The organism is Primorskyibacter sedentarius, from assembly GCF_004342065.1.
Taxonomy (GTDB): domain Bacteria; phylum Pseudomonadota; class Alphaproteobacteria; order Rhodobacterales; family Rhodobacteraceae; genus Primorskyibacter; species Primorskyibacter sedentarius.
In genome coordinates this window covers 89,112-108,788 of the sequence record NZ_SLZU01000004.1, presented here as the reverse complement: position 1 = coordinate 108,788, position 19,677 = coordinate 89,112, and the positions used below count along the sequence as shown (strand labels likewise).

Here is a 19,677-nt window from a genome sequence, read left to right as displayed (position 1 = left end):
TCTACTTGCCCAGATGCTTCTTCAAGACGTCGAGATACAGCGTGCCGAAGGTCTCGCTTGGCTCCAGCACTGCCTTCTCGGCCCATTCGTTCCAGGCATTGAGAAAGAGCTCTTTGCGATAGGATGTCGGGACGCGCTTTTCCAGCAATGGCGTAAGCCATCTGTTGAAGGTGGCCGGGTTCGCACCGTAAGCGATATGAGCCATTCGGCCGCGCCGCGCGGTATTGTCCCAGCTGGGCATTGCCCCGCAAATCGTGTTCTTGGGCAATTTCTTGTAGTAGCTGGGCGTGACAGAGTTGCGCGCGACGGCGCCGTAATCGTAAATCAGGCCCTCAAATCCTTCGGCCGGTGCGAAACCCAGCCTGTTGCCCGCCGGGCCGCCAAACAGGTAGTCATCGCCGGTGACCATGCCATGGGGCGCCATCTCGATCCAGAAATCAAAGAGGTCATCCTCTACCTTGTTCTCACCGGCAACGTGGAAACAGACTGCGCCCAGTTCCACCTCGCCGATACCGGCCTCGCGCCAGGCGTCCCGCATGGCGGCAACGCTGGACGCCGGATCAGGCATGTCCTCGGGGCGGTAGATTACAAAGCGCGGGCGAATGCCATCGGGCCGTTGATAACGCGGGTCCCGCATATAGGGCAGGCTATCCTCGACCAACTGCTTTTCGAAACCCATCGCATAGGTTTGCTCCAGCAACACCGTACCGGACAACCCATCCCAATTACGGCGCCAGCTTTCATTGGCCCAGCACAGGTAGAAGGGGAAATCGATCTCTGGCTGCTCCAGCAACTTGTTAAGCGGCGCTTCAAGCACCCGCCGACCGTCAAACCAATAATGGTAGACGCAGAAGGCATCGACGCCCGCGTCGCGTGCCAGAGCCGCCTGTTCGCCCATCACTTCGGTCGCGCGCAGATCGTAATATCCAAGGTCAGAGGGCAGCATCGGTTGCAGATGCCCCGGAAAAAGAGAGGTCGCAGAGACGGTGGAACGCCATTCGGTAAAGCCCTTGCCCCACCAGGCATCGTTTTCCGGGATGGGATGGAATTGCGGCAGGTAGAAAGCGCTGACGAATTGCGGTGTCTCGGGCCGTTGATGTTGCAGCATCGGGTCAATCTGGCTGGATTGGACCACCTTTTGCCCCGTCGCCTCGCACAAAAAGCCCAAGGCGCGTTCGATCGCATGTGCCAGGGTGCCGTCGACCTGCGCTTGCTCCGGCTCGAAGATATTCTCGTTCAGCTTCAAACTCTTGATCATGCCCAGAAGCAAGGGCTTGACCCAATAGATAGAGCCCGCCGGAAAGGACAGTTTGCCTTGATCGACCACCACTTCTATCCGGCGCATCAGGCTGCGCGTCGTCTCCAGGTTGGAGCCCCACCATTCCTCGCCGGTAAAGTGCTGGCCGTCCGCCACCCAGAAACCTGCGCTTTCATCGGCGACAAAGGCCGCGACTTTCTCCTCAAGACCTTCCTTCGGCAGGATGCCGTCAATGAGATGGCGGCGCCACTTGTCACCATCCTCGCGATGCGGAGATTTCTTGGTGTGAAATTTCGCGACGGCCTTATAGCCATCCAGCACGCCGGAGTTGATCAGGTGAACGAACGGCAGAATATCACGCCCACGGTTGGGCATCGGCGCAACGACCGCTTTGGGAAACTGCTCGCGGATCTTCTGCGCGAGTTCATCCGTCTCTGCGCCGCGATAGGTAATCGTGACAAAGAGGTCGTAATCGAGATTTACCCGCTCCAGCGTCTCGCGGAATTCATCCCAAAGGTCAGGATAGTAGATGTGAACGACAATCGCGTAAGGCGCAGTTTCGCGGTCCCCATCGAAGCGCAGTACCGGCATCTTGGCCTGCGGCAGTTCGACAACCTGCGGTAATTCCTTGTGGACGCGCGTTTCCTTGTGCCCGGCTGTAACCCAGTGCTGGAACGGCGGAACCCCGGTCGCTGCAACGTCAGGATTGTAGCGCAGGTAAGCTGAGGGTGAAAAGTCAGGGTTCGGCCGAAAGCCCATCCGTTCGCCGATGACGATGTAATGGCGCAGGGCAAATTTATGATACAGAGGATGAATATGGGGGTAAGCCCCCTTGTAGTACACCTTGTCAAACAGCCCGCTTTTCGATGCCGCCGACAGGTAACGGCGCTCACTTGGCTTTAACAGAAAAAGGCGCGCGAACCGTGCAAGGCGATGAGAAGGAAGCTGTGAGGTAAGTCGCATACTTGGTCCCGACTGAGGCGTTCACGCCCCCCTTATCAACCAGCCCTTGCCCCTGCAAATGGGAATATAGACGCAGATCCATCAGGGGGCTTCATTCAGGATGTAACGGTTGTACCGAGACAACAACAGCAGCCCAAAAAACATGCAGATGATCGATATCGTATACACATATGTCTGCGACACGTGGACCGCGTCATAGGTCACGAAGAAGCCCGCGCGGAATTGCATGACGATATGTGCGATCGGATTGTAGAGCAGGATCGAACGGTATGGCTCGGATATGTCATCGATGACGAACAGCACGCCCGACAGAATGAACGCCGGCCGGTTTATGATTGTCCAGATTTGATCCCAGACCGGATACATATGGATCAAAAAGCAGTTCATGACACCCAGCCCCAACGCCAAGGCAGCGGCCATACTCATGGCCTGAGCTATGGCCCCCCAGTCGAGGATCACATTGGCGTCTACGAGCACGATCAACCCGGTCATGAAAACAAACGCGACCATTGCCTGTGTCAGGTAATTCAGAATGAAACGGCTGAGTATCGCGTCGACGAAGTTCACGCTCGGATAGGCGAGTAGTTGTTTGGAGAACCGGATCGAAAGGCCTATTTTACGCGCCACGTCGTTATAGAGCACGAAGGGCATGAAGCCCGTACCGTAGAACAGTGCAAAATCATTGCCGATGGGTGGCTTGCGGAAGGCAAAGGAAAACACGATCGACAGCAGGGACACGGCGGCCACCGGTTCCAATACCGCCCAGATGTATCCACCCGGTGACTTTCCGTAGGTGGTGGACATCTCGCGAAGCAACAGCGCCGTGATGGCCCTTGTGCCGGGAAACTTGCGGGACCTTCGAGCCAGTAACTTGCTTGCCATCGCTTCTGCATCCTCTCCCCGGGCACACATTGTGTTCCCTGCCTGGGCACTACCATGTTATCGTTTGCCGTATTGCAACCGGCGTGTGAAGGTGTAAATCAATCCGGGCTACCCAGTCACGGGCAACCAGTATCGAGCGAGTTGACCATTTCCAAGACGTCTTCACAATCCGCAGCGGCTCCGAGCGACGCTCCCGAAGCAACTCTGCCAAACGCCCCGCAAAGCGCAGACCCGGCGCTGCAAGCGGTCCGTTCGTCAGACGTGGCCAAGCCCGACGGACCGCAGCCCGCGAAGGGCCGCCCTACAAATGCGGCCAAGTTGAAGAGGCGGAAAGCAGCCATCCGGGCCGCTAAGTCGCAGTCAGATGCCAGAGCGGAAGAAAGCAGCACCACTACGCCGGACAGTGAGACTGAAGAAACGTCCGAGAAACCCAAAGCCACCAAAAAATCGACCAAGAAGAAATCTGACAAGGCCGGCGTGATTGCCGCGCCGCCAACAGTTGCCGACGCATCGGTCAAGAAACGGCATCTGGGCCTGATCGTGGCGTTTTTCCTGATGGTCGTAACACCGCTGATGCTTGCCGCCTATTATCTTTTTGCAATAGCCGAAGATCAGTACACATCGACAGTCGGTTTCTCCGTAAGGTCGGAAGATGTGAACTCTTCGCTCGATCTGATCTCGGGGTTGAGCAGCCTTTCGGGCACAAGTTCGTCCGATACGGATATCCTCTACGAATTCATCCAGAGCCAGGACCTTGTTCAACGGATCGACGAAAAGCTGGACCTGCGCTCGATCTACTCCAAACCCGATTTTGACCCGATCTTCGCCTTCGATGAAACCGGATCGATCGAGGATCTTCTGGACTACTGGAAACGGATGGTCCGCATTTTCTATGATAGCGGCACTGGCCTGATCGAGTTGCGTGTTCACGCATTTGACCCGCAGGACGCGCAGATGATCGCGAGGGAAATCTTTGCGGAATCCTCGGCCATGATCAACGAACTGTCCGCGATCGCACGCGAAGACGCCACGCGCTACGCCGGGGAAGAACTGGAAAAGGCGGTAGAGCGGCTGAAGGTAGCGCGTCAGGCGCTGACCGGCTTCCGGTCCGAGACGCAGTTGGTCGACCCCTCTGCGGACATTCAGGGCCAGATGGGGCTGCTCAATTCGCTGGAAGCACAGCTCGCCGAGGCCATCATCGAGATGAACCTGCTGCGCGAAACCACGCGCGCTGCCGACCCCAGGATCGAACAGAGCGAGCGTCGGATCGCGGTGATCGAACAGTTGATCGAGAAAGAACGCACCAAGTTTGGTGTCGGGGCGGGTGCTGCATCCGGGGGGCAGGACTACTCCACCCTGGTCGGAGAGTATGAACGGCTGGTCGTGGATCGCGAATTTGCCGAAAACGCCTATGTGTCGGCTCTCTCTGCCTTCGACGCAGCCCAGGCAGAAGCGCGGCGTCAAAGCCGGTATCTCGCCGCATATACCCGACCGACGCTCGCAGAAAGCTCTGGCTATCCCCAGCGATGGTTGCTGACCCTTCTGACCAGCGTTTTCGCCCTGCTGACCTGGGCCATTGTCGTGCTGATCTACTACAGCGTGCGCGACAGGCGCTGAGCCGCAATGATTGTCCTCCGGAACCTCAACAAAAGCTACACGGTCAACGGTGTTACCAAACACGTTGCGCGCGACATAAATTTTACCTTTCCAACAGGCGAATGTGTGGGACTGGTCGGCCGGAACGGGGCGGGAAAGTCGAGCCTATTGCGGATGATCGCCGGCACGATGGATCCCGACGCTGGCGAGGTGCTTTCGACGGGCACGGTTTCGTGGCCAGTGGGGTTCGCAGGCAGCTTTCACCCGGATCTGACCGGGGCGCAGAATTGCAGGTTCGTCGCCCGCATCTACGGCGCCGATACCGATGAGATGTGCGAATTCGTCAGGGATTTTTCCGAGCTGGGGGCTCATTTCAACCTACCGGTGCGCACCTACTCTTCTGGCATGCGGTCCCGACTGGCCTTTGGTTTCTCCATGGCCATCCAGTTCGACACGTATCTTATCGATGAGGTCACCTCGGTCGGTGACGCGGCATTTCGCAGCAAAAGCGAGGCAATCCTGGACGCCAGGCTGGAGCGCAGCGGCGCGATCATCGTGTCGCATTCCATGCAATTGCTCAAACGCATGTGCAAGAGCGGTGCAGTACTTGAGAATGGCCGTTTGAAATACTATTCCCGGATCGAGCGCGCGATCGCACATCACGAACATACGATGCGTGGCAACCGGCCCCCCTGGATGCGAAAATAGCCGCGCAACAGGCAGCGCACTGTCTGATCAGTGAACCGTAACCCCGCCATGACAGCTTTCCCGTCAATATCGTTAACGGGGAATTATCCATGTCTGAGGTCTCGGCTGTTCTTTCACTACCGTATATCGCGCCCGCGCAGGCGCAAAAGCACGTCACCCATAACGAGGCGCTGAGGGTGTTGGACGCTCTTGTTCAGCCAACCGTGGGTAGCCGCAGCGTGGGCGATCCACCAGCCAACCCCGACCATGGCGAACGCCATGTCGTCGGGCCTTCGGCCTCCGGGGCGTGGGCCGGGCGTTCGGGCGACATCGCTGTGTTCGAGGAGGGCACGGGCTGGAGCTTTTTCGCACCGGAAGAAGGCTGGGTCGTGCAGGTGCGTGATGAAGACATCCTGTGCGCCTATGATGGCAGCGACTGGACACAGCTGGGCCTTTACGCCGGGCAGCCAATCCAGAACGTGCCGCAGTTGGGCATTGCCACTGCCGCCGATGACATCAACCGGCTTGCGGTGTCGTCGGACGCAACGCTGCTGAACCATGCCGGTGATGGGCATCAGTTGAAGATCAACAAAGCGGCGGCGGCAGATACGGCCAGCCTTCTGTTCCAGACCAATTGGGGCGGGCGGGCCGAGATGGGCACAACCGGAAGCGACAGCTTTGCCATCAAGGTCAGTGCCGATGGGACGACATGGACCGATGCCATGTCCATTGCCGCGGACGGATCCGCTACGCAGATCGCCACACCGGTCTTCATTGACGAAGATCTGGCCGCCGACCGGCTGATTTCTTCCACGGACAAGCACAGCTATCTGACCGCGACGCTGAACAACAGCCACCCCAACCCGGTGGCCTCATCGATCCAGATGGGCTTTGGCGGGGTGCGCCGCTATGCCTGCCTCGTGCATGCGGGGTTCGAGCAGTTCAACATCACCGCCTATGACGCTTCGGGTGTCTGGAAAGGCAGCCCTTTGGTGATGGAGTTCCCCGGCAGCGCGTCGATGAACAATGCGCTCTACATCGACAAGAACAGCCGTGTCGGGATCGGCCGGGCACCCGGCGTCGCAAAACTGGACATTGACGGGATAGCGCGGCTTAAGCCGACAGCGAAAGCGGCGCTTCCATCCGCATCCAGCGTTGGTGCAGGCGGTATCGCGTTCGTTTCAGACGCGTCGGGCGGTGCCCAGCCTGCGTATAGCGATGGCACCGACTGGCGAAAGATGTCCGACAATCAACCCGTCTAGATTATACCCGGAAGTGGGCGCGGACTGGCTCCGCGCCTTTTTCTGCTTGCCTGACCTGTCACCGCCAGACCGGTCACGCACTGATAACATCCATCGGCCACAGTCTGACTGCTGGCAACAAGCCCCCTGAAGCGGGTGCAACGCCTGTTTCAGACACAGATTCGTATGGATCGGAGGCAAAAGCAGGTATATGTCGGGCCGATGATAAAGGCCCCGCAACTTCCATCCATTTCGGTGCTCATGGCAACCCATGACGGCGCCGGAACTTTGCGCGCGCAGATTGACAGCATTCTCGGACAAACGGTGCGGCCCCGCTGGTTCCTTGCGAGCGACGATGGATCGACGGATGGCACCTGCGAGATCTTGCAAGAATATGCCGACAACCAAGAGCTGACCGTGTTTGAAGGCCCCTGCAAGGGCGCCACAGAGAATTTTCTGACACTGCTTGCCGCCCTGCCGCAAGATGCCGAATATGCTGCGCTTAGCGATCAGGATGATGTCTGGCTCCCGCAGAAGCTGGAACGCGCAGCCCATGGGTTGGCCTGCCTGCCCCACGGGCAGCCAGCGCTGTTCTGCGCCCGCGCCTTGATCTGCAACGATGATCTCAGCTCCTGCCATGCGGCCCCCATGCCTGATCGCGCGCCGGGGTTTCGACATGCCTTGGTACAGAACGTTGCGGGCGGCAATTGCATGGTGCTCAACAGGGCCGCAATCGAACTGGTGCAATCGGCGCGCAGCGAAGCGGGGGAGCCGCCCTATCATGATTGGTGGATTTACCAGCTTATCAGCGGAGCGGGCGGTGCAATCCTGCTGGATGACGTGCCAACCGTGAAGTATCGCCAGCACGCCCGAAACGCCGTCGGATCGGGCCATCACGGATTGGGCGCTCTTCTTCGCAGGCCCTTTCGGGTTCTTTCGGGCAGTTATGGCCGCACGACCCAAAAGCACGCCGACGCCTTGCAGCGCTCTGCCCATCGGCTGACCCCGGAAAACCGGGCACTGCTGGCAGATTTCATCGCGGCGCGACGGGCCGCGCCTCTGGACCGTCTGCGGCGATTGCGGCAGCTTGGTGTCTACAGACAAGGCCGTGCGGGGACGTTCATGCTTTGGTGCGCCGCGATTCTGGGGCGGGTCTGAAATGCTGCCCTCGCGACCAAAGATACTGCTGCTGGGGGGCGATGGTGGGCGTTCCGGCGTGCCACGCCATATCCACCAACTCGCCAACGCTCTGACTGACCGGGCAGAGGTCGTCATTGCGTCGGACGCGGATTCCGGCGGCTACGGATTTGCGGCAGAGCCGGGGCGACAGCATCTTGAAATACAGGGCCTGGCGTCGTCATTGAAACCTGCACGCATCCGGGCGGCGGCCAACCAGCTTGATCGCGCCGTGGCCTCCATTCAACCTGATATCATTTGGGCCCATGCCCGGCTTACACTGCCGCTCGCAAGGATGGTTGTCCGCAAACGTCCCAAGCTGCGCCTGATCTGCACCTATCACGGCGTGCCATTCGGGCCGGGACATCGCCCTGCAGCCGCAACCTTTTTCCGCCGGTTGGAGCGACATTTCCTGAACGCCACACCGCAGCATCACCTGATCTTCCTGACCGAAGAGGATCAGGCCGCCTTCCCGCCGCGCCTGCTTGCGCGTCATCTTTGCCATATCGTGCCGAACTGTTCCGATCTGGGAGGGTTCCGTCCGACACCGGCACCCAAGGGGCCGCGGCATCTGGTCATGACGACACGCGACGCACGCCAAAAGAACCTCGCCGCGGCCGCGAAGCTATTTGCGCATCTGGCTGCTGATTTTCGGCTGACTCTGGTCGGAATAAACACAGATGGGCCGAGCCTGCGAAAACGTTTCGCCCGTGTCCTGTCTGACGATGCCATGTCTCGCGTCAATTTCGCAGGGCCGACCAATGACGTGCGCCCGCTTCTGGCGCAGGCGGATGGGTACCTGATGACGTCACGCTATGAAGGATTGTCGATTGGTATGCTGGAGGCGTTTGAATACGGCCTGCCGATCTTTTCAACGCCCGTGGGTGGAACCGCGCTGCTAAGCCGTCACCATCCCGAAATGCATCTGATCGACACGCTCTATCCGGGTCAGGCCGCAGCGCGGATTGACCGGGTTACTCTGCGGTTCCGCGCGAGGCGAGAAGCCATCGGCCGCGAAATCCACGCCAGATGGGAGGAAAAATTTTCGCCGCCCGTGTGGCGGGCGGCGATTCTGGAGGTGTTCGAAACTATCTGCGCCGAAGGCTAGGGCCTATTCGTGCAGCAAGCTGCGCAGATACTTCCCGTAATCGTTCTTTTTCAAAGTCTCGGCATGTTCTGCCAGCGCCTTTGCATCAATCCAGCCTGCGGCAAAGGCAATCTCCTCAAGACAGCCAGTCTGCATGCCCTGACGCTTTTGCAACGTACGCACGAAGTTGCCCGCATCCAGCAGCGACCCGTGAGTCCCTGTATCCAGCCAGGCAAAGCCGCGCCCCATGCGTTTGACCGACAGGGACCCCTCGTGCAGGTACATCTCCAGCAGCGAGGTAATCTCCACCTCACCGCGTTCGGACGGCTTCACCTGATGCGCGCGTTCTGACGCTTTGCCATCCAGGAAATAAAGCCCTGTCACCGCATAGGACGACGGCGGCACTTCGGGTTTTTCGATGATATCCGTGACATTGCCCTGATCGTCCATCGCCACCACGCCGTAACGTTCGGGATCTGCGACGTGATAGCCGAAAACGGTGCCGCCTTCGGTCTTGGCATCCGCCTCTTCCAGAAGTTCCGGCAACCCGTGGCCGAAGAAGATGTTGTCGCCCAGAACCATGCAGGACGGCGCGCCGTCGAGGAAATCCTCTGTCAGCGTATAGGCCTGCGCCAGCCCGCCCGGATCGGGCTGCACCACATAGGTCAGCTTGATGCCCCACTGGCTGCCATCGCCCAGCACGCGCTTGAACTGGTCCTGATCCTGCGGCGTGGTGATCATCGCGATCTCGCGGATACCTGCCAGCATCAATACGCTCAGCGGGTAGTAGATCATCGGCTTGTCGTAGATCGGCATCAGCTGCTTCGACACGCCAATCGTGATCGGGTAGAGCCGTGTGCCGGATCCCCCTGCGAGGATGATACCCTTGCGGTTGGTCATCAGGAAAGTCCTTTCAGGTCGGTCAGAACGTCGTTCAGGCTGTTGCGCCAGTCAGGCCGCCGGACTCCGAACGCCGCTTGCAGGCCGGAACAGTCCAGCCGCGAATTGGCAGGCCTTATGGCCCTGGTCGGGAAGTCAGAGCTGGGGATGTCGACAACTTCCGGGGTCAGCCCGGCCTGCCGAAAGATCTCGCGTGCGAAATCGGCCCAGCTGACATCAGGCGCACCGCTGAAATGATAGGTGCCCGCAAGGCCCGCGTCGCTCTGCAAGGTCTTTGCGATGGTCAGGCAGGTCGCTGCGATATCGGCTGCCGCTGTCGGGCCGCCGATCTGATCGGCAACGATTGTCAGCCGGTCACGCTCTGCCCCAAGACGCAGCATTGTCTTGACGAAATTGGCGCCATGGGCCGAAAACACCCAACTCGTGCGAAGGATGACAGACGTGCCACCCGCTGCGCGCACAGCCTCTTCTCCGCGCAGCTTGCTGGCACCGTAGACACCCAAGGGTGCCACTGCGTCGCCGGGCTTCCACGGGTGCGTGCCACCGCCATCAAAAACGTAATCGGTAGAGATTTGGACGAAGGGAATTCCCTTCTCGGCACAGGCTTGCGCCATGGCGCCAGGTGCATCGCCGTTGATCAGATTGGCAAGGTCACTCTCGTCCTCGGCCTTGTCGACAGCCGTGTAGGCCGCGGCGTTGATCACCGCTGTCGCATTGCTCGCACGGATCACATCGGCGCAGGCTTTGGGATTGCTCAGGTCGGCAACGTCGCGGCCCATGGCCACGACATCCGCCTGCCGCTGCAGCTCTGTGGCGACCTGCCCGGTCTTGCCAAAGACAAGGATGCTCATCCTTTCGTGCCCAGCCGGACCCCCACGCCCTGACGCTGTTGCAGCGCACGCCACCAATCCTCGTTTTCAAGGTACCAGTCGACAGTCTTGCGCAGACCTTCTTCAAGCGTCACCGACGGGCGCCAGCCCAGCTCGGTACGGATGCGCGTCGGATCGATCGCATAGCGCAGGTCGTGGCCCGGGCGGTCGGTGACAAAGGTGATCTGCTCGGCATAGCCGGTATCCTTGGGCCGCTTTTCATCAAGAATGGCGCAGATCATCCGCACGAGATCAATGTTCTTGGCCTCGTTCTCGCCACCGATATTATACGTCCGCCCATTCACGCCGTGCTGCAGCACAGTCAGCAGCGCGTCGGCGTGATCCTCGACATACAGCCAGTCGCGAATGTTCTCGCCCGCGCCGTAAACCGGGATCGGCTCTCCGGCGAGCGCCTTGAGGATCACGACCGGGATCAGCTTTTCGGGGAAGTGGTAAGGCCCGTAATTGTTGGAGCAATTGGTAAGAACGAACGGCAGCCCGTAGGTCTCTCCCCAGGCGCGCACCAAGTGATCGCTGGAGGCTTTGGATGCGGAATAGGGCGAGTTCGGCGCGTAGGGCGTGTCCTCGGTGAACATTCCCGTTTCGCCAAGCGTGCCGTAAACTTCGTCGGTCGAGATATGGTGGAAGCGGAAATTCATCGGCTTGCCCATGTTCAACCAGTATTCCCGCGCCGCTTCGAGCAACGTGTAGGTGCCCTCGACATTGGTGCGGATGAAATCACCCGGCCCGTCGATCGAGCGGTCGACATGGCTCTCGGCGGCCAGATGCATGACAGCGTCGGGCTGATGAACCTTGAAGATCCATTTCAGCGCCGAGGCGTCGCAGATATCCGCTTTCTCGAAGGCGTAATAGTCGTGGTCGGCGACAGAGGCCACGTTATCCAGACAGGCCGCATAGGTCAGCGCGTCAAGATTGACGACCGCGTGGCCGTCGCGAATGGCCTGTCGCACCACTGCAGAACCGATGAAACCGGCACCGCCGGTGACAAGAATCTTCATTATTCAGCCCTCATACTCAAACGGGGATGTCCATTCCTTCAGCGTCGGCGCTTTCGCATCCTTGTCGGAAACGACAGCCGCGGCAGGATCAATGCCCCAATCAATACCAATCTCCGGGTCGGCAAAATGCACGCTCCCGTCACATTCCGGCGCGTAGACATCAGTCGTCTTGTAAAGCAGCATCGAGTCCGGCTCTCGCGTGATGAACCCGTGCAGAAAGCCCTTGGGCACAAAAAGCTGGCGCCCGTTTTCTTCGGACAGTTCCACGCCAATCCAATTCATGTAGCCAGGCGAGCCACGGCGAACATCCACGACGACATCCAGAACCCGGCCGCGCCCGGCCCGCACCAGTTTGTCCTGGGCATGGGGAGGGGCCTGATAGTGCAAACCCCGTATGGTTCCCACCTTCGTGCTGATGGACTGGTTGTCCTGCACAAAGTCGAAATCCAATCCCGCCTCTCTCATCGTCTGACGATTCCAGACTTCGGAAAAGCTGCCGCGAGCGTCACTGAACCGTTTCGGGGTGATGACCAGGACGCCCTCAAGCTTTGTCTGCTCTATGTCCAAAAAGAACTTTCCTTACTGACTGAAAATTTGCTCGGGTGATAACAATTCGATTCCTGAGAGTCACGGCAGTTTTGCCAAAGAGGGGTTAACTTTACCCCAAGGGCGTCTTTTTCGCTTTATTGCAAGCAGTTAACTGCAATTCCCACAACCCTGAATTGTATTTTTTATCGCCCGGGAATGTCGTCTCTCGCAGGGGCGGATTCCCAGTTCTCAATCAGCTCGAAAGCCTCTTGCGCGGTTTCGACATAGCGGAACAGATCAAGATCCTGATCGGCGATGGTTCCGGCATCCGCCAGCGCGTCCCAGTTGATGATCCGTTCCCAGAATTCGCGCCCGAACAGCAGGAAGGGAACGCGCCGCATCCGGCCCGTCTGGATAAGCGTCAGGGACTCGAACATCTCATCCAGCGTCCCGAAGCCGCCGGGGAAGATGCAGATCGCCCGTGCGCGCATCAGGAAATGCATCTTGCGAATGGCAAAGTAGTGGAAGTTGAAGCACAGATCCGGCGTGACATATTCGTTGGGCGCCTGTTCGTGGGGCAGCACGATATTCAACCCGATGGACCGCCCGCCCGCATCATGCGCACCGCGATTTCCCGCCTCCATCACGCCGGGACCGCCGCCCGTGACGATCACGTTTTCCCGCCCGTCCGACGCCTTGCTATGTTCTGTCATAAGCCGGGCGAAGTTCCGCGCTTCGTCATAGAAATGCGACAGGTCCGCAAGCGTCTTGGTCCGCGCATTCGCCTTGTTCGCGGGCGCAGGAATGCGCGCCCCTCCGAACAGGACGATGGTTGATTGCACCCCATGCTCGTCCAGCATCATCTCGGGTTTGAGCAGCTCCAGCTGCAACCGCACCGGGCGAAGCTCGTCCCGGCACATGAATTCATCGTCGGCAAAAGCCAGCCGATAGGATGGGGCCCGCGTCTGCGGAGTGTCGGGAACCTCGGTGGCCGTACGCCGGTCAAGGCCCGCGTCGCGGAAAATGCTGTTGCGTTCTTCGTGCATGGGCTGTGTCCTTGTTCGCTTGGAACCCTGCCTATAGCCTTCGCGGCAGCGACGCCAGCAAACAGGACTGTTCGGGTGAATTGGAAATCGGAAATCGAGGCCGCGGCGACACGCTCGCAGGGGCATCTTCGCAGGACGCCGGTCATGACCGCACAAGGGTTTGGCCTGCCCTACCCTGTCGAGTTGAAGCTTGAGCAGGTCCAGCACACGGGCAGCTTCAAGGCGCGGGGCGCATTCAACACGCTGCTGTCCACGAATGTTCCGGCCGCCGGGGTCGTCGCGGCCTCTGGCGGCAATCACGGTGCCGCTGTCGGGTTCGCGGCATCCAGTCTTGGCCATCCGGCACAGATCTTCGTGCCCGAAATCGCAGGACCGGCGAAGATCGCCCTGATCCGACGCACCGGCGCCGATCTCACCGTGGTTCCGGGCGCCTATTCCAACGCCCTTGAAGCAGCGCAGGCGTTTGAGGCGGAAACAGACGCCATGCAAATCCACGCCTATGACGCGCCCGCGACGTTGGCGGGCCAAGGCACCGTAATGCGCGAATGGGAGGATCAGGGCCTGACGACAGATACCGTTCTGATCGCCGTTGGCGGTGGCGGGCTGATCGGCGGCGCGCTTGCCTGGTTGAACGGTCGCCGCAAGATCGTGGCGGTAGAGCCCGAAACAGCCTGCACGTTGCACGCCGCGCTGGATGCAGGCTCTCCGGTTGATGTCGATGTGTCGGGCATTGCCGCCAACGCATTGGGTGCCCGCAGGATCGGCCAGCTTTGCTTTGACCTCGCCAAGGAACAGGTGCAGTCGGTGCTCGTCACTGACGCGGATATCGCCAAAGCCCAAAGCGCGCTTTGGCATGATGCACGCCAACTGGTCGAACCCGCTGGCGCCACCGCGCTCGCCGCGCTGATGTCCGGCGCATACGTCCCAGCCGCTGGGGAGCGCGTGGCAGTCCTGCTCTGCGGCGGCAATATCGCCCCGAACCCGCTGGCATGAGGCGCAGCCCCATCTTCGATTGCCGCGTTGCCCAGACACGGGTATAGGGCGACAACCGATTTTCGCCTTTAGGGAGACACCGATGTCCAACGCCCAGCTTGAAACCGCCATCGAAGCCGCCTGGGAGGCGCGCGATACCATCACGCCCTCGACCGGCGGCGAGACCCGCGAGGCGATCGAGGACACGCTGAACGCGCTCGATTCCGGCAAGCTGCGCGTGGCGGAACGTCAGGACAATGGCGACTGGCACGTCAATCAATGGGCCAAGAAGGCTGTTCTGCTCGGTTTCCGCATCAAGGATATGGAAATGCAGGATAACGGCCCGCAAGGCTCTGGCTGGTGGGACAAGGTCGACAGCAAGTTCAAGGGCTGGGGCGACAACCAGTGGAAAGCCGCAGGTTTCCGCGCCGTTCCCAACTGTATCGTCCGCAAATCGGCCTATATCGCGCCCGGCGTGGTGCTGATGCCCTCCTTCGTGAACCTCGGCGCCTATGTCGACGAAGGCACGATGGTCGATACTTGGGCCACCGTCGGCTCCTGCGCGCAGATCGGCAAAGGCGTGCACCTGTCGGGCGGCGTCGGCATCGGCGGCGTGCTGGAACCCATGCAGGCCGGCCCCACCATCATCGAGGACAACTGCTTCATCGGCGCCCGCTCCGAGGTGGTCGAGGGCTGCATCATCCGCGAAGGCTCCGTCCTTGGCATGGGCGTCTTCATCGGCCAGTCCACCAAGATCGTTGACCGCGAAACCGGCGAAGTCATGTATGGCGAAGTGCCCCCCTATTCCGTGGTCGTCGCAGGCTCCATGCCCTCCAAGAACGGCATCAACCTCTACTGCGCGGTCATCGTGAAGCGTGTGGACGAACGCACCCGCTCCAAAACCGGCATCAACGAGTTGCTGCGCGACTGATCCGCACACGCATGGAACCTTCCCGCCGGTTGCGACGTTGACCCGTCAGAACAGCTTTGCAACAGCGGGAAGGAACGACATGCAAGGAATAGGTTGGATTGCCGCCATCGTCGTGGGCGGCCTTGCCGGTTGGATCGCCAGCATGATCATGAAGGCGGATACGGGCATCATTCTGAACATCATCCTGGGGATCGTGGGCGCGATAATCGCCAACGCAATCCTTGGGATCTTCGGCATCTTCGCAGCAGGCGCGTGGATACCCCAGCTGATTGTCGGCATCATAGGCGCCTGTATCCTGATCTGGGGATATCGCGCCGTCAAAAGCTGACGCTTCCCAAACGCGCCCCAAACGTCTAGGACAGCCCCGCGCCTCCCCGCGCGGGGCTTTGCATTTTGCGGATATGGGAATACCGGCCAGATGACCGAAAAGAAGAAAAAACCGCAACAGGTCTATACCTTGCTGGTCGAAGTTGGCCGCAAGACCGGCGACGGGCTGCCAAAAGGTGCCACCGGTGCCGGTCTGCTGTGCTTTGCCTCTGGAATAGACGAGGCCGAGGCCGTGCGCGAAACCGTGGCCATCCTCAAACAGGCCGACATGGCCCCGCTGGACGTCACCGGCTACGGTACAGCCGAAGAGCGTGTGGCCCAGGGCCACGAGATGGACAAAGACGAACAGGCCCTCATGGCGCGCGCGCTGGTAGAAAACTCGGTCATCGTGGCCCAGGTCACCCCGTTCTTCGACAAGGACAAGGCGTGATCTCCACCCCCGTATCGCCTGAAACGACGCGTCACCTCGCCACTTGCTGAATAAAAAGCGCGCGGAAGCGCCCCTTTTGGTCACGCCGCCCTCACGCAAACCCATACGCCTGCGCTTTTCGGCGCTTCGCTTGCCCTGACGAAAGCGATTGGTTACCAAACGCCAAGCGCCGGGCGCATCTCACAGGCTCCACCGCGCTTTGCCAAACCGCCGCCTGCCTGCCGGAGACTCCATGCCCCAGACCGATCCCGAAGCCCTGACCGCCGCGCTGGTGTGCTGCGCCTCTGTCACCCCTGAAGAAGGCGGCGCGCTGGTTCTGTTGCAAGACCTGCTGGAAGGCGCAGGCTTTGCATGTACCCGCGTGGATCGCGGCGGCGTGTCCAACCTTTTCGCCCGCTGGGGCGACAAGGGACACGCCCGCACCTTCGGGTTCAACGGTCACACCGATGTCGTGCCCCTGGGCGACCCCGCGGCCTGGACAATGCCGCCCTTCGGGGCCGAGGTGAAGGACGGCTTCCTCTACGGTCGCGGCGCCACCGACATGAAATCCGGTGTGGCCGCTTTCGCCGCCGCCGCTGTAGATTTTGTCACCGAAACGCCCCCCGATGGTGCCCTTATCCTGACCATCACGGGCGACGAGGAGGGCGACGCAACCGACGGCACCGTGGCGCTACTCGATTGGATGGAGGCAGAGCAGGAGGCCATGTCAGTTTGCCTCGTGGGCGAACCCACCTGCCCCGACAATATGGGCCAGATGATGAAGATCGGCCGTCGCGGCTCGCTCAACGCGCATTTCACCGTGCAGGGCGTGCAGGGCCATGCCGCCTACCCGCACCGCGCGGTCAATCCGCTGCATGCGCTTGTCCGGCTGATGGACCGCCTTGCCAGCCACGAGCTGGACGGCGGCACCGACCATTTCGACGCCTCCACCCTTGCCGTCGTGACCATCGACACCGGCAACCCGGCTACCAATGTGATCCCGGCAGAGGCGCGCGCCACGCTCAACATCCGCTTCAACGACGCGCATTCCGGCGCCAGCCTCTCCGGCTGGCTGCAAGACGAGGCGGCAAAGGTGGATGCCGCATTTGGCACCACCACCGATCTGAAGATCAGGATATCCGGCGAAAGTTTCCTGACCCCGCCCGGGCCTCTGTCTGATCTCATCGCACGCGCGGTAGAGGCAGAGACCGGCGTGGTGCCTGAGGCCTCGACCACCGGTGGTACCTCAGATGCGCGTTTCGTGAAAAACCACTGTCCGGTTGTCGAGTTTGGCCTTGTCGGTCGCACCATGCACCAGGTGGACGAGCGTGTGGAGGTGGACCAGATCCACCAGCTCAAGCGGATCTATTCAAGGATTCTGCACGACTATTTCGCCTGATCCTGAAAACCGGTTGGTCCGTCATGCGGATGTCACAATCGCGGCGCGTTTTTCGCAATGACGCCGCTCCGGCGGCGTGATACGCCGGAGACATGAAAACGCTTCCCACCAAGGCGGAGATCCTCGAATGGATTGCCGCAAACCCGACCCTCAGCGCCAAGCGCGACATCGCCAAGGCCTTTGGCATCAAAGGCGCTGCGCGCATTGATCTCAAGCGCATGCTCAAAGAGCTGGAGGCGGAAGGGCATCTGGAAAAGCGCAAGAAAACCTACCGCGATCCCGACCGGCTGCCCCCGGTCAGCGTGCTGCAGGTCAAGGCACCAACGGCGGATGGTGATCTTTTTGCGCGGCCGCTGGAATGGCATGGCGAAGGGGTGGAGCCGATCATCCTGATCGTGACCCGCGCCAGCGATCCGGCCTTGGGCGAAGGCGACCGCATCCTTGGCAAGCTGAGGGTGGTTCACGAAGAAGACCACAATTACGAGGCCCGGCTGATCCGCCGGATCGGTGCCAACCCGCAACGCGTTGTCGGCATTTACCGCAAAGGTGCCGAAGGTGGTCGGATCGTGTCCATCGACAAAGGGTCCGACAAGGAATGGAGCGTGTCCGAGGACGCCGCCTTTGGCGCCAGGGATGGCGAGCTGGTCGAGGCCGAACAGGCGGGCCCGAAGGGGCGCCTTGGCCTGCCCCGCGCCCGCATTGTCGAACGTCTGGGCGACCCGTCCGCCCCCAAGGCCGTGTCGCTGATCGCCATCCATCAGCACGGCATCCCTGACAGCTTCCCCGACGATGCCATCGCAGAGGCTGACGCGATGAAGCCCGCGGGTCTTTCTGGCCGCGAAGACCTGCGCGACATTCCCCTGATCACAATCGATCCCGTCGATGCGCGCGACCGCGACGACGCCTGCTTTGCTGAACCCGATGACGACCCGAAAAACGAGGGCGGCCATATCGTCTGGGTCGCGATCGCGGATGTGGCCCATTATGTGCGCCCCGGCTCTGCCCTGGACCGCGAGGCCCGCAACCGCGGCAATTCCAGCTATTTCCCCGACCGTGTTGTACCGATGCTGCCGGACCGGCTATCCGGCGATCTGTGCTCGCTGCATGAAGGCGTGCCGCGCGCCTGTATGGCGGTGCGGATGCGGATCGACGCGCATGGCCAAAAGCTGGACCATCGCTTCGTGCGCGGGATGATGCGATCCCCGGCGGCACTGAATTACCGCGAAGTGCAGGAAGGCATGGACGGCACGCCGAACGACAAGGTCGCGCCGCTGATGGATGACGTGATCCGCCCGCTTTACGATGCCTATTACGCCCTGCGCGACGCGCGGAATGCCCGCCAGCCGCTGGACTTGGACCTGCCGGAGCGCAAGATCGTTCTGGACGAGAAGGGCAACGTCACCTCGGTCAACTTTTCCGAACGGTTCGACGCGCACAGGCTGATCGAGGAATTCATGGTGCTGGCCAATGTCGCCGCCGCCGAAACACTGGTTGCCAAGCGCACGCCGCTGCTGTTCCGGGTGCATGAGGAACCCCCGCCCGAGAAGCTGGACGCGCTGCGAGAAACCGCTCAGGCCGCAGGGCTGACGCTGGCCAAGGGGCAGGTTCTCAAGACCGCGCACCTGAACCGGCTTTTGCATGACGCGGCAGGCTCGGACGAGGCAGAGCTGATCAACATGGCCACGCTGCGATCCATGACGCAGGCCTATTACAACCCCGAGAATTTCGGCCATTTCGGGCTGGCGCTCAAATCCTACGCGCATTTCACCTCGCCCATCCGGCGCTATTCGGACCTGATCGTGCACCGCGCGCTGATCACCGCACATGGCTGGGGCGATGACGGATTGTCGCCCGAAGGGATCGAAGCGCTGGAGCAGACCGCACAACACATCTCGGACACTGAACGCCGTTCGATGATGGCCGAGCGCGATACGACCGACCGCTATCTGGCGTCTTACCTGTCAGAGCGTGTCGGGACCGAGATGGGCGGGCGGATTTCTGGCATTGCGCGCTTTGGTGCGTTCGTGAAGCTGGACGAGACCGGCGCGGACGGGTTGATCCCGATGCGCAACCTCGGCTCTGAATACTTCCATTTTGACGCCGAAACCGCCACGCTGATGGGCGCCGATACCGGCGTCGTCATCGGGCTTGGCCAGCGGGTGACGGTCCGCCTGACAGAGGCCGTGCCGGTTACAGGCGGCATCGGGCTGGAATTGCTGACACTGGACGGCAATGCATTGCCAACGGGCCGTGGCCGACAGGGCAGACGCGGCACCGCGCCTCGCAGAAAGGCCACCAAGGCCAAGAAAAAGGCGGCAAGCGTCAGACGCAAAAGCTCTCGCCGGCGGTGATGCGGCCGGGGTCGCCTCCTGTCACATTCCGTCAGC

The 19,677-nt window shown here is 60.8% G+C and carries 18 protein-coding genes; 11 read left to right on the top strand and 7 right to left on the bottom strand.

Annotated features, from left to right (window positions below):
* Window position 1 precedes the first annotated feature (1 nt).
* Complete coding sequence (locus EDD52_RS08615; protein WP_132243899.1) at window positions 2–2,221, bottom strand: glycoside hydrolase family 99-like domain-containing protein; 2,220 nt, start codon at window positions 2,219–2,221, stop codon at window positions 2–4.
* Between the two features lie 81 nt (window positions 2,222–2,302).
* Complete coding sequence (locus tag EDD52_RS08610; RefSeq protein ID WP_132243897.1) at window positions 2,303–3,103, bottom strand: ABC transporter permease; 801 nt, start codon at window positions 3,101–3,103, stop codon at window positions 2,303–2,305.
* A gap of 318 nt (window positions 3,104–3,421) precedes the next feature.
* On the opposite strand from EDD52_RS08610, the gene EDD52_RS08605 reads away from it, so the two are divergent.
* The 5 genes from EDD52_RS08605 to EDD52_RS08585 all read left to right on the top strand — a co-directional run bounded on the left by EDD52_RS08605 (window position 3,422) and on the right by EDD52_RS08585 (window position 8,911).
* Window positions 3,422–4,720, top strand: coding sequence for a KpsE/RkpR family capsule polysaccharide export protein (locus tag EDD52_RS08605; protein WP_243651880.1), 1,299 nt, complete (start codon window positions 3,422–3,424; stop codon window positions 4,718–4,720).
* A 6-nt stretch (window positions 4,721–4,726) separates the two neighbouring features.
* Entirely contained in the window at window positions 4,727–5,407 is a 681-nt protein-coding gene (locus EDD52_RS08600; RefSeq protein WP_132243895.1) for an ABC transporter ATP-binding protein, read from the top strand.
* Window positions 5,408–5,496: 89 nt separating this feature from the next.
* Window positions 5,497–6,648 carry a DUF2793 domain-containing protein gene (locus tag EDD52_RS23840; RefSeq protein ID WP_207905990.1) on the top strand — a complete coding sequence of 384 codons (1,152 nt, stop codon included), beginning with the start codon at window positions 5,497–5,499 and terminating at the stop codon, window positions 6,646–6,648.
* Between the two features lie 240 nt (window positions 6,649–6,888).
* The gene (locus EDD52_RS08590; RefSeq protein WP_243651879.1) at window positions 6,889–7,785 is read left to right on the top strand and encodes a glycosyltransferase; all 897 of its coding nucleotides are present in this window, start codon (window positions 6,889–6,891) and stop codon (window positions 7,783–7,785) included.
* Between the two features lies 1 nt (window position 7,786).
* Window positions 7,787–8,911: a glycosyltransferase family 4 protein gene (locus EDD52_RS08585; RefSeq protein WP_132243893.1), complete on the top strand. Its 1,125-nt coding sequence runs from the start codon at window positions 7,787–7,789 to the stop codon at window positions 8,909–8,911.
* A gap of 3 nt (window positions 8,912–8,914) precedes the next feature.
* On the opposite strand, the gene rfbA is transcribed toward EDD52_RS08585, so the two are convergent.
* The 5 genes from rfbA to EDD52_RS08560 form a co-directional block, all read right to left on the bottom strand.
* Complete coding sequence (gene rfbA, locus EDD52_RS08580; RefSeq protein WP_132243891.1) at window positions 8,915–9,790, bottom strand: glucose-1-phosphate thymidylyltransferase RfbA; 876 nt, start codon at window positions 9,788–9,790, stop codon at window positions 8,915–8,917.
* The gene (gene rfbD, locus EDD52_RS08575; protein WP_132243889.1) at window positions 9,790–10,641 is read right to left on the bottom strand and encodes a dTDP-4-dehydrorhamnose reductase; all 852 of its coding nucleotides are present in this window, start codon (window positions 10,639–10,641) and stop codon (window positions 9,790–9,792) included. The genes rfbA and rfbD overlap by 1 nt, the downstream gene beginning before the upstream one ends.
* On the bottom strand, window positions 10,638–11,678 hold the full coding sequence (gene rfbB, locus EDD52_RS08570; RefSeq protein WP_132243887.1) for a dTDP-glucose 4,6-dehydratase: 1,041 nt from the start codon (window positions 11,676–11,678) through the stop codon (window positions 10,638–10,640). The genes rfbD and rfbB overlap by 4 nt, the downstream gene beginning before the upstream one ends.
* Before the next feature lie 3 nt (window positions 11,679–11,681).
* Window positions 11,682–12,245 carry a dTDP-4-dehydrorhamnose 3,5-epimerase gene (rfbC, locus tag EDD52_RS08565; protein ID WP_132243885.1) on the bottom strand — a complete coding sequence of 188 codons (564 nt, stop codon included), beginning with the start codon at window positions 12,243–12,245 and terminating at the stop codon, window positions 11,682–11,684.
* A 164-nt stretch (window positions 12,246–12,409) separates the two neighbouring features.
* Window positions 12,410–13,252, bottom strand: coding sequence for an LOG family protein (locus EDD52_RS08560; RefSeq protein WP_132243883.1), 843 nt, complete (start codon window positions 13,250–13,252; stop codon window positions 12,410–12,412).
* A gap of 75 nt (window positions 13,253–13,327) precedes the next feature.
* On the opposite strand from EDD52_RS08560, the gene EDD52_RS08555 reads away from it, so the two are divergent.
* The 6 genes from EDD52_RS08555 to rnr all read left to right on the top strand — a co-directional run bounded on the left by EDD52_RS08555 (window position 13,328) and on the right by rnr (window position 19,641).
* Window positions 13,328–14,245, top strand: a complete 918-nt coding sequence (locus EDD52_RS08555) for a threonine/serine dehydratase (protein ID WP_132243881.1) — start codon at window positions 13,328–13,330, stop codon at window positions 14,243–14,245.
* Between the two features lie 82 nt (window positions 14,246–14,327).
* Window positions 14,328–15,155 carry a 2,3,4,5-tetrahydropyridine-2,6-dicarboxylate N-succinyltransferase gene (dapD, locus tag EDD52_RS08550; RefSeq protein ID WP_132243879.1) on the top strand — a complete coding sequence of 276 codons (828 nt, stop codon included), beginning with the start codon at window positions 14,328–14,330 and terminating at the stop codon, window positions 15,153–15,155.
* A gap of 79 nt (window positions 15,156–15,234) precedes the next feature.
* Entirely contained in the window at window positions 15,235–15,483 is a 249-nt protein-coding gene (locus EDD52_RS08545; protein ID WP_132243877.1) for a GlsB/YeaQ/YmgE family stress response membrane protein, read from the top strand.
* Window positions 15,484–15,573: 90 nt separating this feature from the next.
* Complete coding sequence (locus EDD52_RS08540) at window positions 15,574–15,912, top strand: hypothetical protein (RefSeq protein ID WP_132243875.1); 339 nt, start codon at window positions 15,574–15,576, stop codon at window positions 15,910–15,912.
* A gap of 232 nt (window positions 15,913–16,144) precedes the next feature.
* On the top strand, window positions 16,145–17,290 hold the full coding sequence (gene dapE / locus EDD52_RS08535; protein ID WP_132243873.1) for a succinyl-diaminopimelate desuccinylase: 1,146 nt from the start codon (window positions 16,145–16,147) through the stop codon (window positions 17,288–17,290).
* Between the two features lie 92 nt (window positions 17,291–17,382).
* Window positions 17,383–19,641: a ribonuclease R gene (gene rnr, locus EDD52_RS08530; protein ID WP_132243871.1), complete on the top strand. Its 2,259-nt coding sequence runs from the start codon at window positions 17,383–17,385 to the stop codon at window positions 19,639–19,641.
* Window positions 19,642–19,677: the final 36 nt, after the last annotated feature.

What these genes read in the sequence shown, in the direction of transcription:
- EDD52_RS23840 (WP_207905990.1), top strand. Translation starts at nt 5,497, where the DNA reads ATGTCTGAGGTCTCGGCTGTTCTTTCACTACCGTATATCGCGCCCGCG.
- rfbB (WP_132243887.1), bottom strand. Translation starts at nt 11,678, where the DNA reads ATGAAGATTCTTGTCACCGGCGGTGCCGGTTTCATCGGTTCTGCAGTG.
- EDD52_RS08590 (WP_243651879.1), top strand. Translation starts at nt 6,889, where the DNA reads ATGGCAACCCATGACGGCGCCGGAACTTTGCGCGCGCAGATTGACAGC.
- dapD (WP_132243879.1), top strand. Translation starts at nt 14,328, where the DNA reads ATGTCCAACGCCCAGCTTGAAACCGCCATCGAAGCCGCCTGGGAGGCG.
- rnr (WP_132243871.1), top strand. Translation starts at nt 17,383, where the DNA reads ATGAAAACGCTTCCCACCAAGGCGGAGATCCTCGAATGGATTGCCGCA.
- EDD52_RS08560 (WP_132243883.1), bottom strand. Translation starts at nt 13,252, where the DNA reads ATGCACGAAGAACGCAACAGCATTTTCCGCGACGCGGGCCTTGACCGG.
- EDD52_RS08545 (WP_132243877.1), top strand. Translation starts at nt 15,235, where the DNA reads ATGCAAGGAATAGGTTGGATTGCCGCCATCGTCGTGGGCGGCCTTGCC.
- EDD52_RS08585 (WP_132243893.1), top strand. Translation starts at nt 7,787, where the DNA reads ATGCTGCCCTCGCGACCAAAGATACTGCTGCTGGGGGGCGATGGTGGG.
- rfbD (WP_132243889.1), bottom strand. Translation starts at nt 10,641, where the DNA reads ATGAGCATCCTTGTCTTTGGCAAGACCGGGCAGGTCGCCACAGAGCTG.
- EDD52_RS08615 (WP_132243899.1), bottom strand. Translation starts at nt 2,221, where the DNA reads ATGCGACTTACCTCACAGCTTCCTTCTCATCGCCTTGCACGGTTCGCG.
- EDD52_RS08540 (WP_132243875.1), top strand. Translation starts at nt 15,574, where the DNA reads ATGACCGAAAAGAAGAAAAAACCGCAACAGGTCTATACCTTGCTGGTC.
- dapE (WP_132243873.1), top strand. Translation starts at nt 16,145, where the DNA reads ATGCCCCAGACCGATCCCGAAGCCCTGACCGCCGCGCTGGTGTGCTGC.
- EDD52_RS08610 (WP_132243897.1), bottom strand. Translation starts at nt 3,103, where the DNA reads ATGGCAAGCAAGTTACTGGCTCGAAGGTCCCGCAAGTTTCCCGGCACA.
- rfbA (WP_132243891.1), bottom strand. Translation starts at nt 9,790, where the DNA reads ATGACCAACCGCAAGGGTATCATCCTCGCAGGGGGATCCGGCACACGG.
- EDD52_RS08600 (WP_132243895.1), top strand. Translation starts at nt 4,727, where the DNA reads ATGATTGTCCTCCGGAACCTCAACAAAAGCTACACGGTCAACGGTGTT.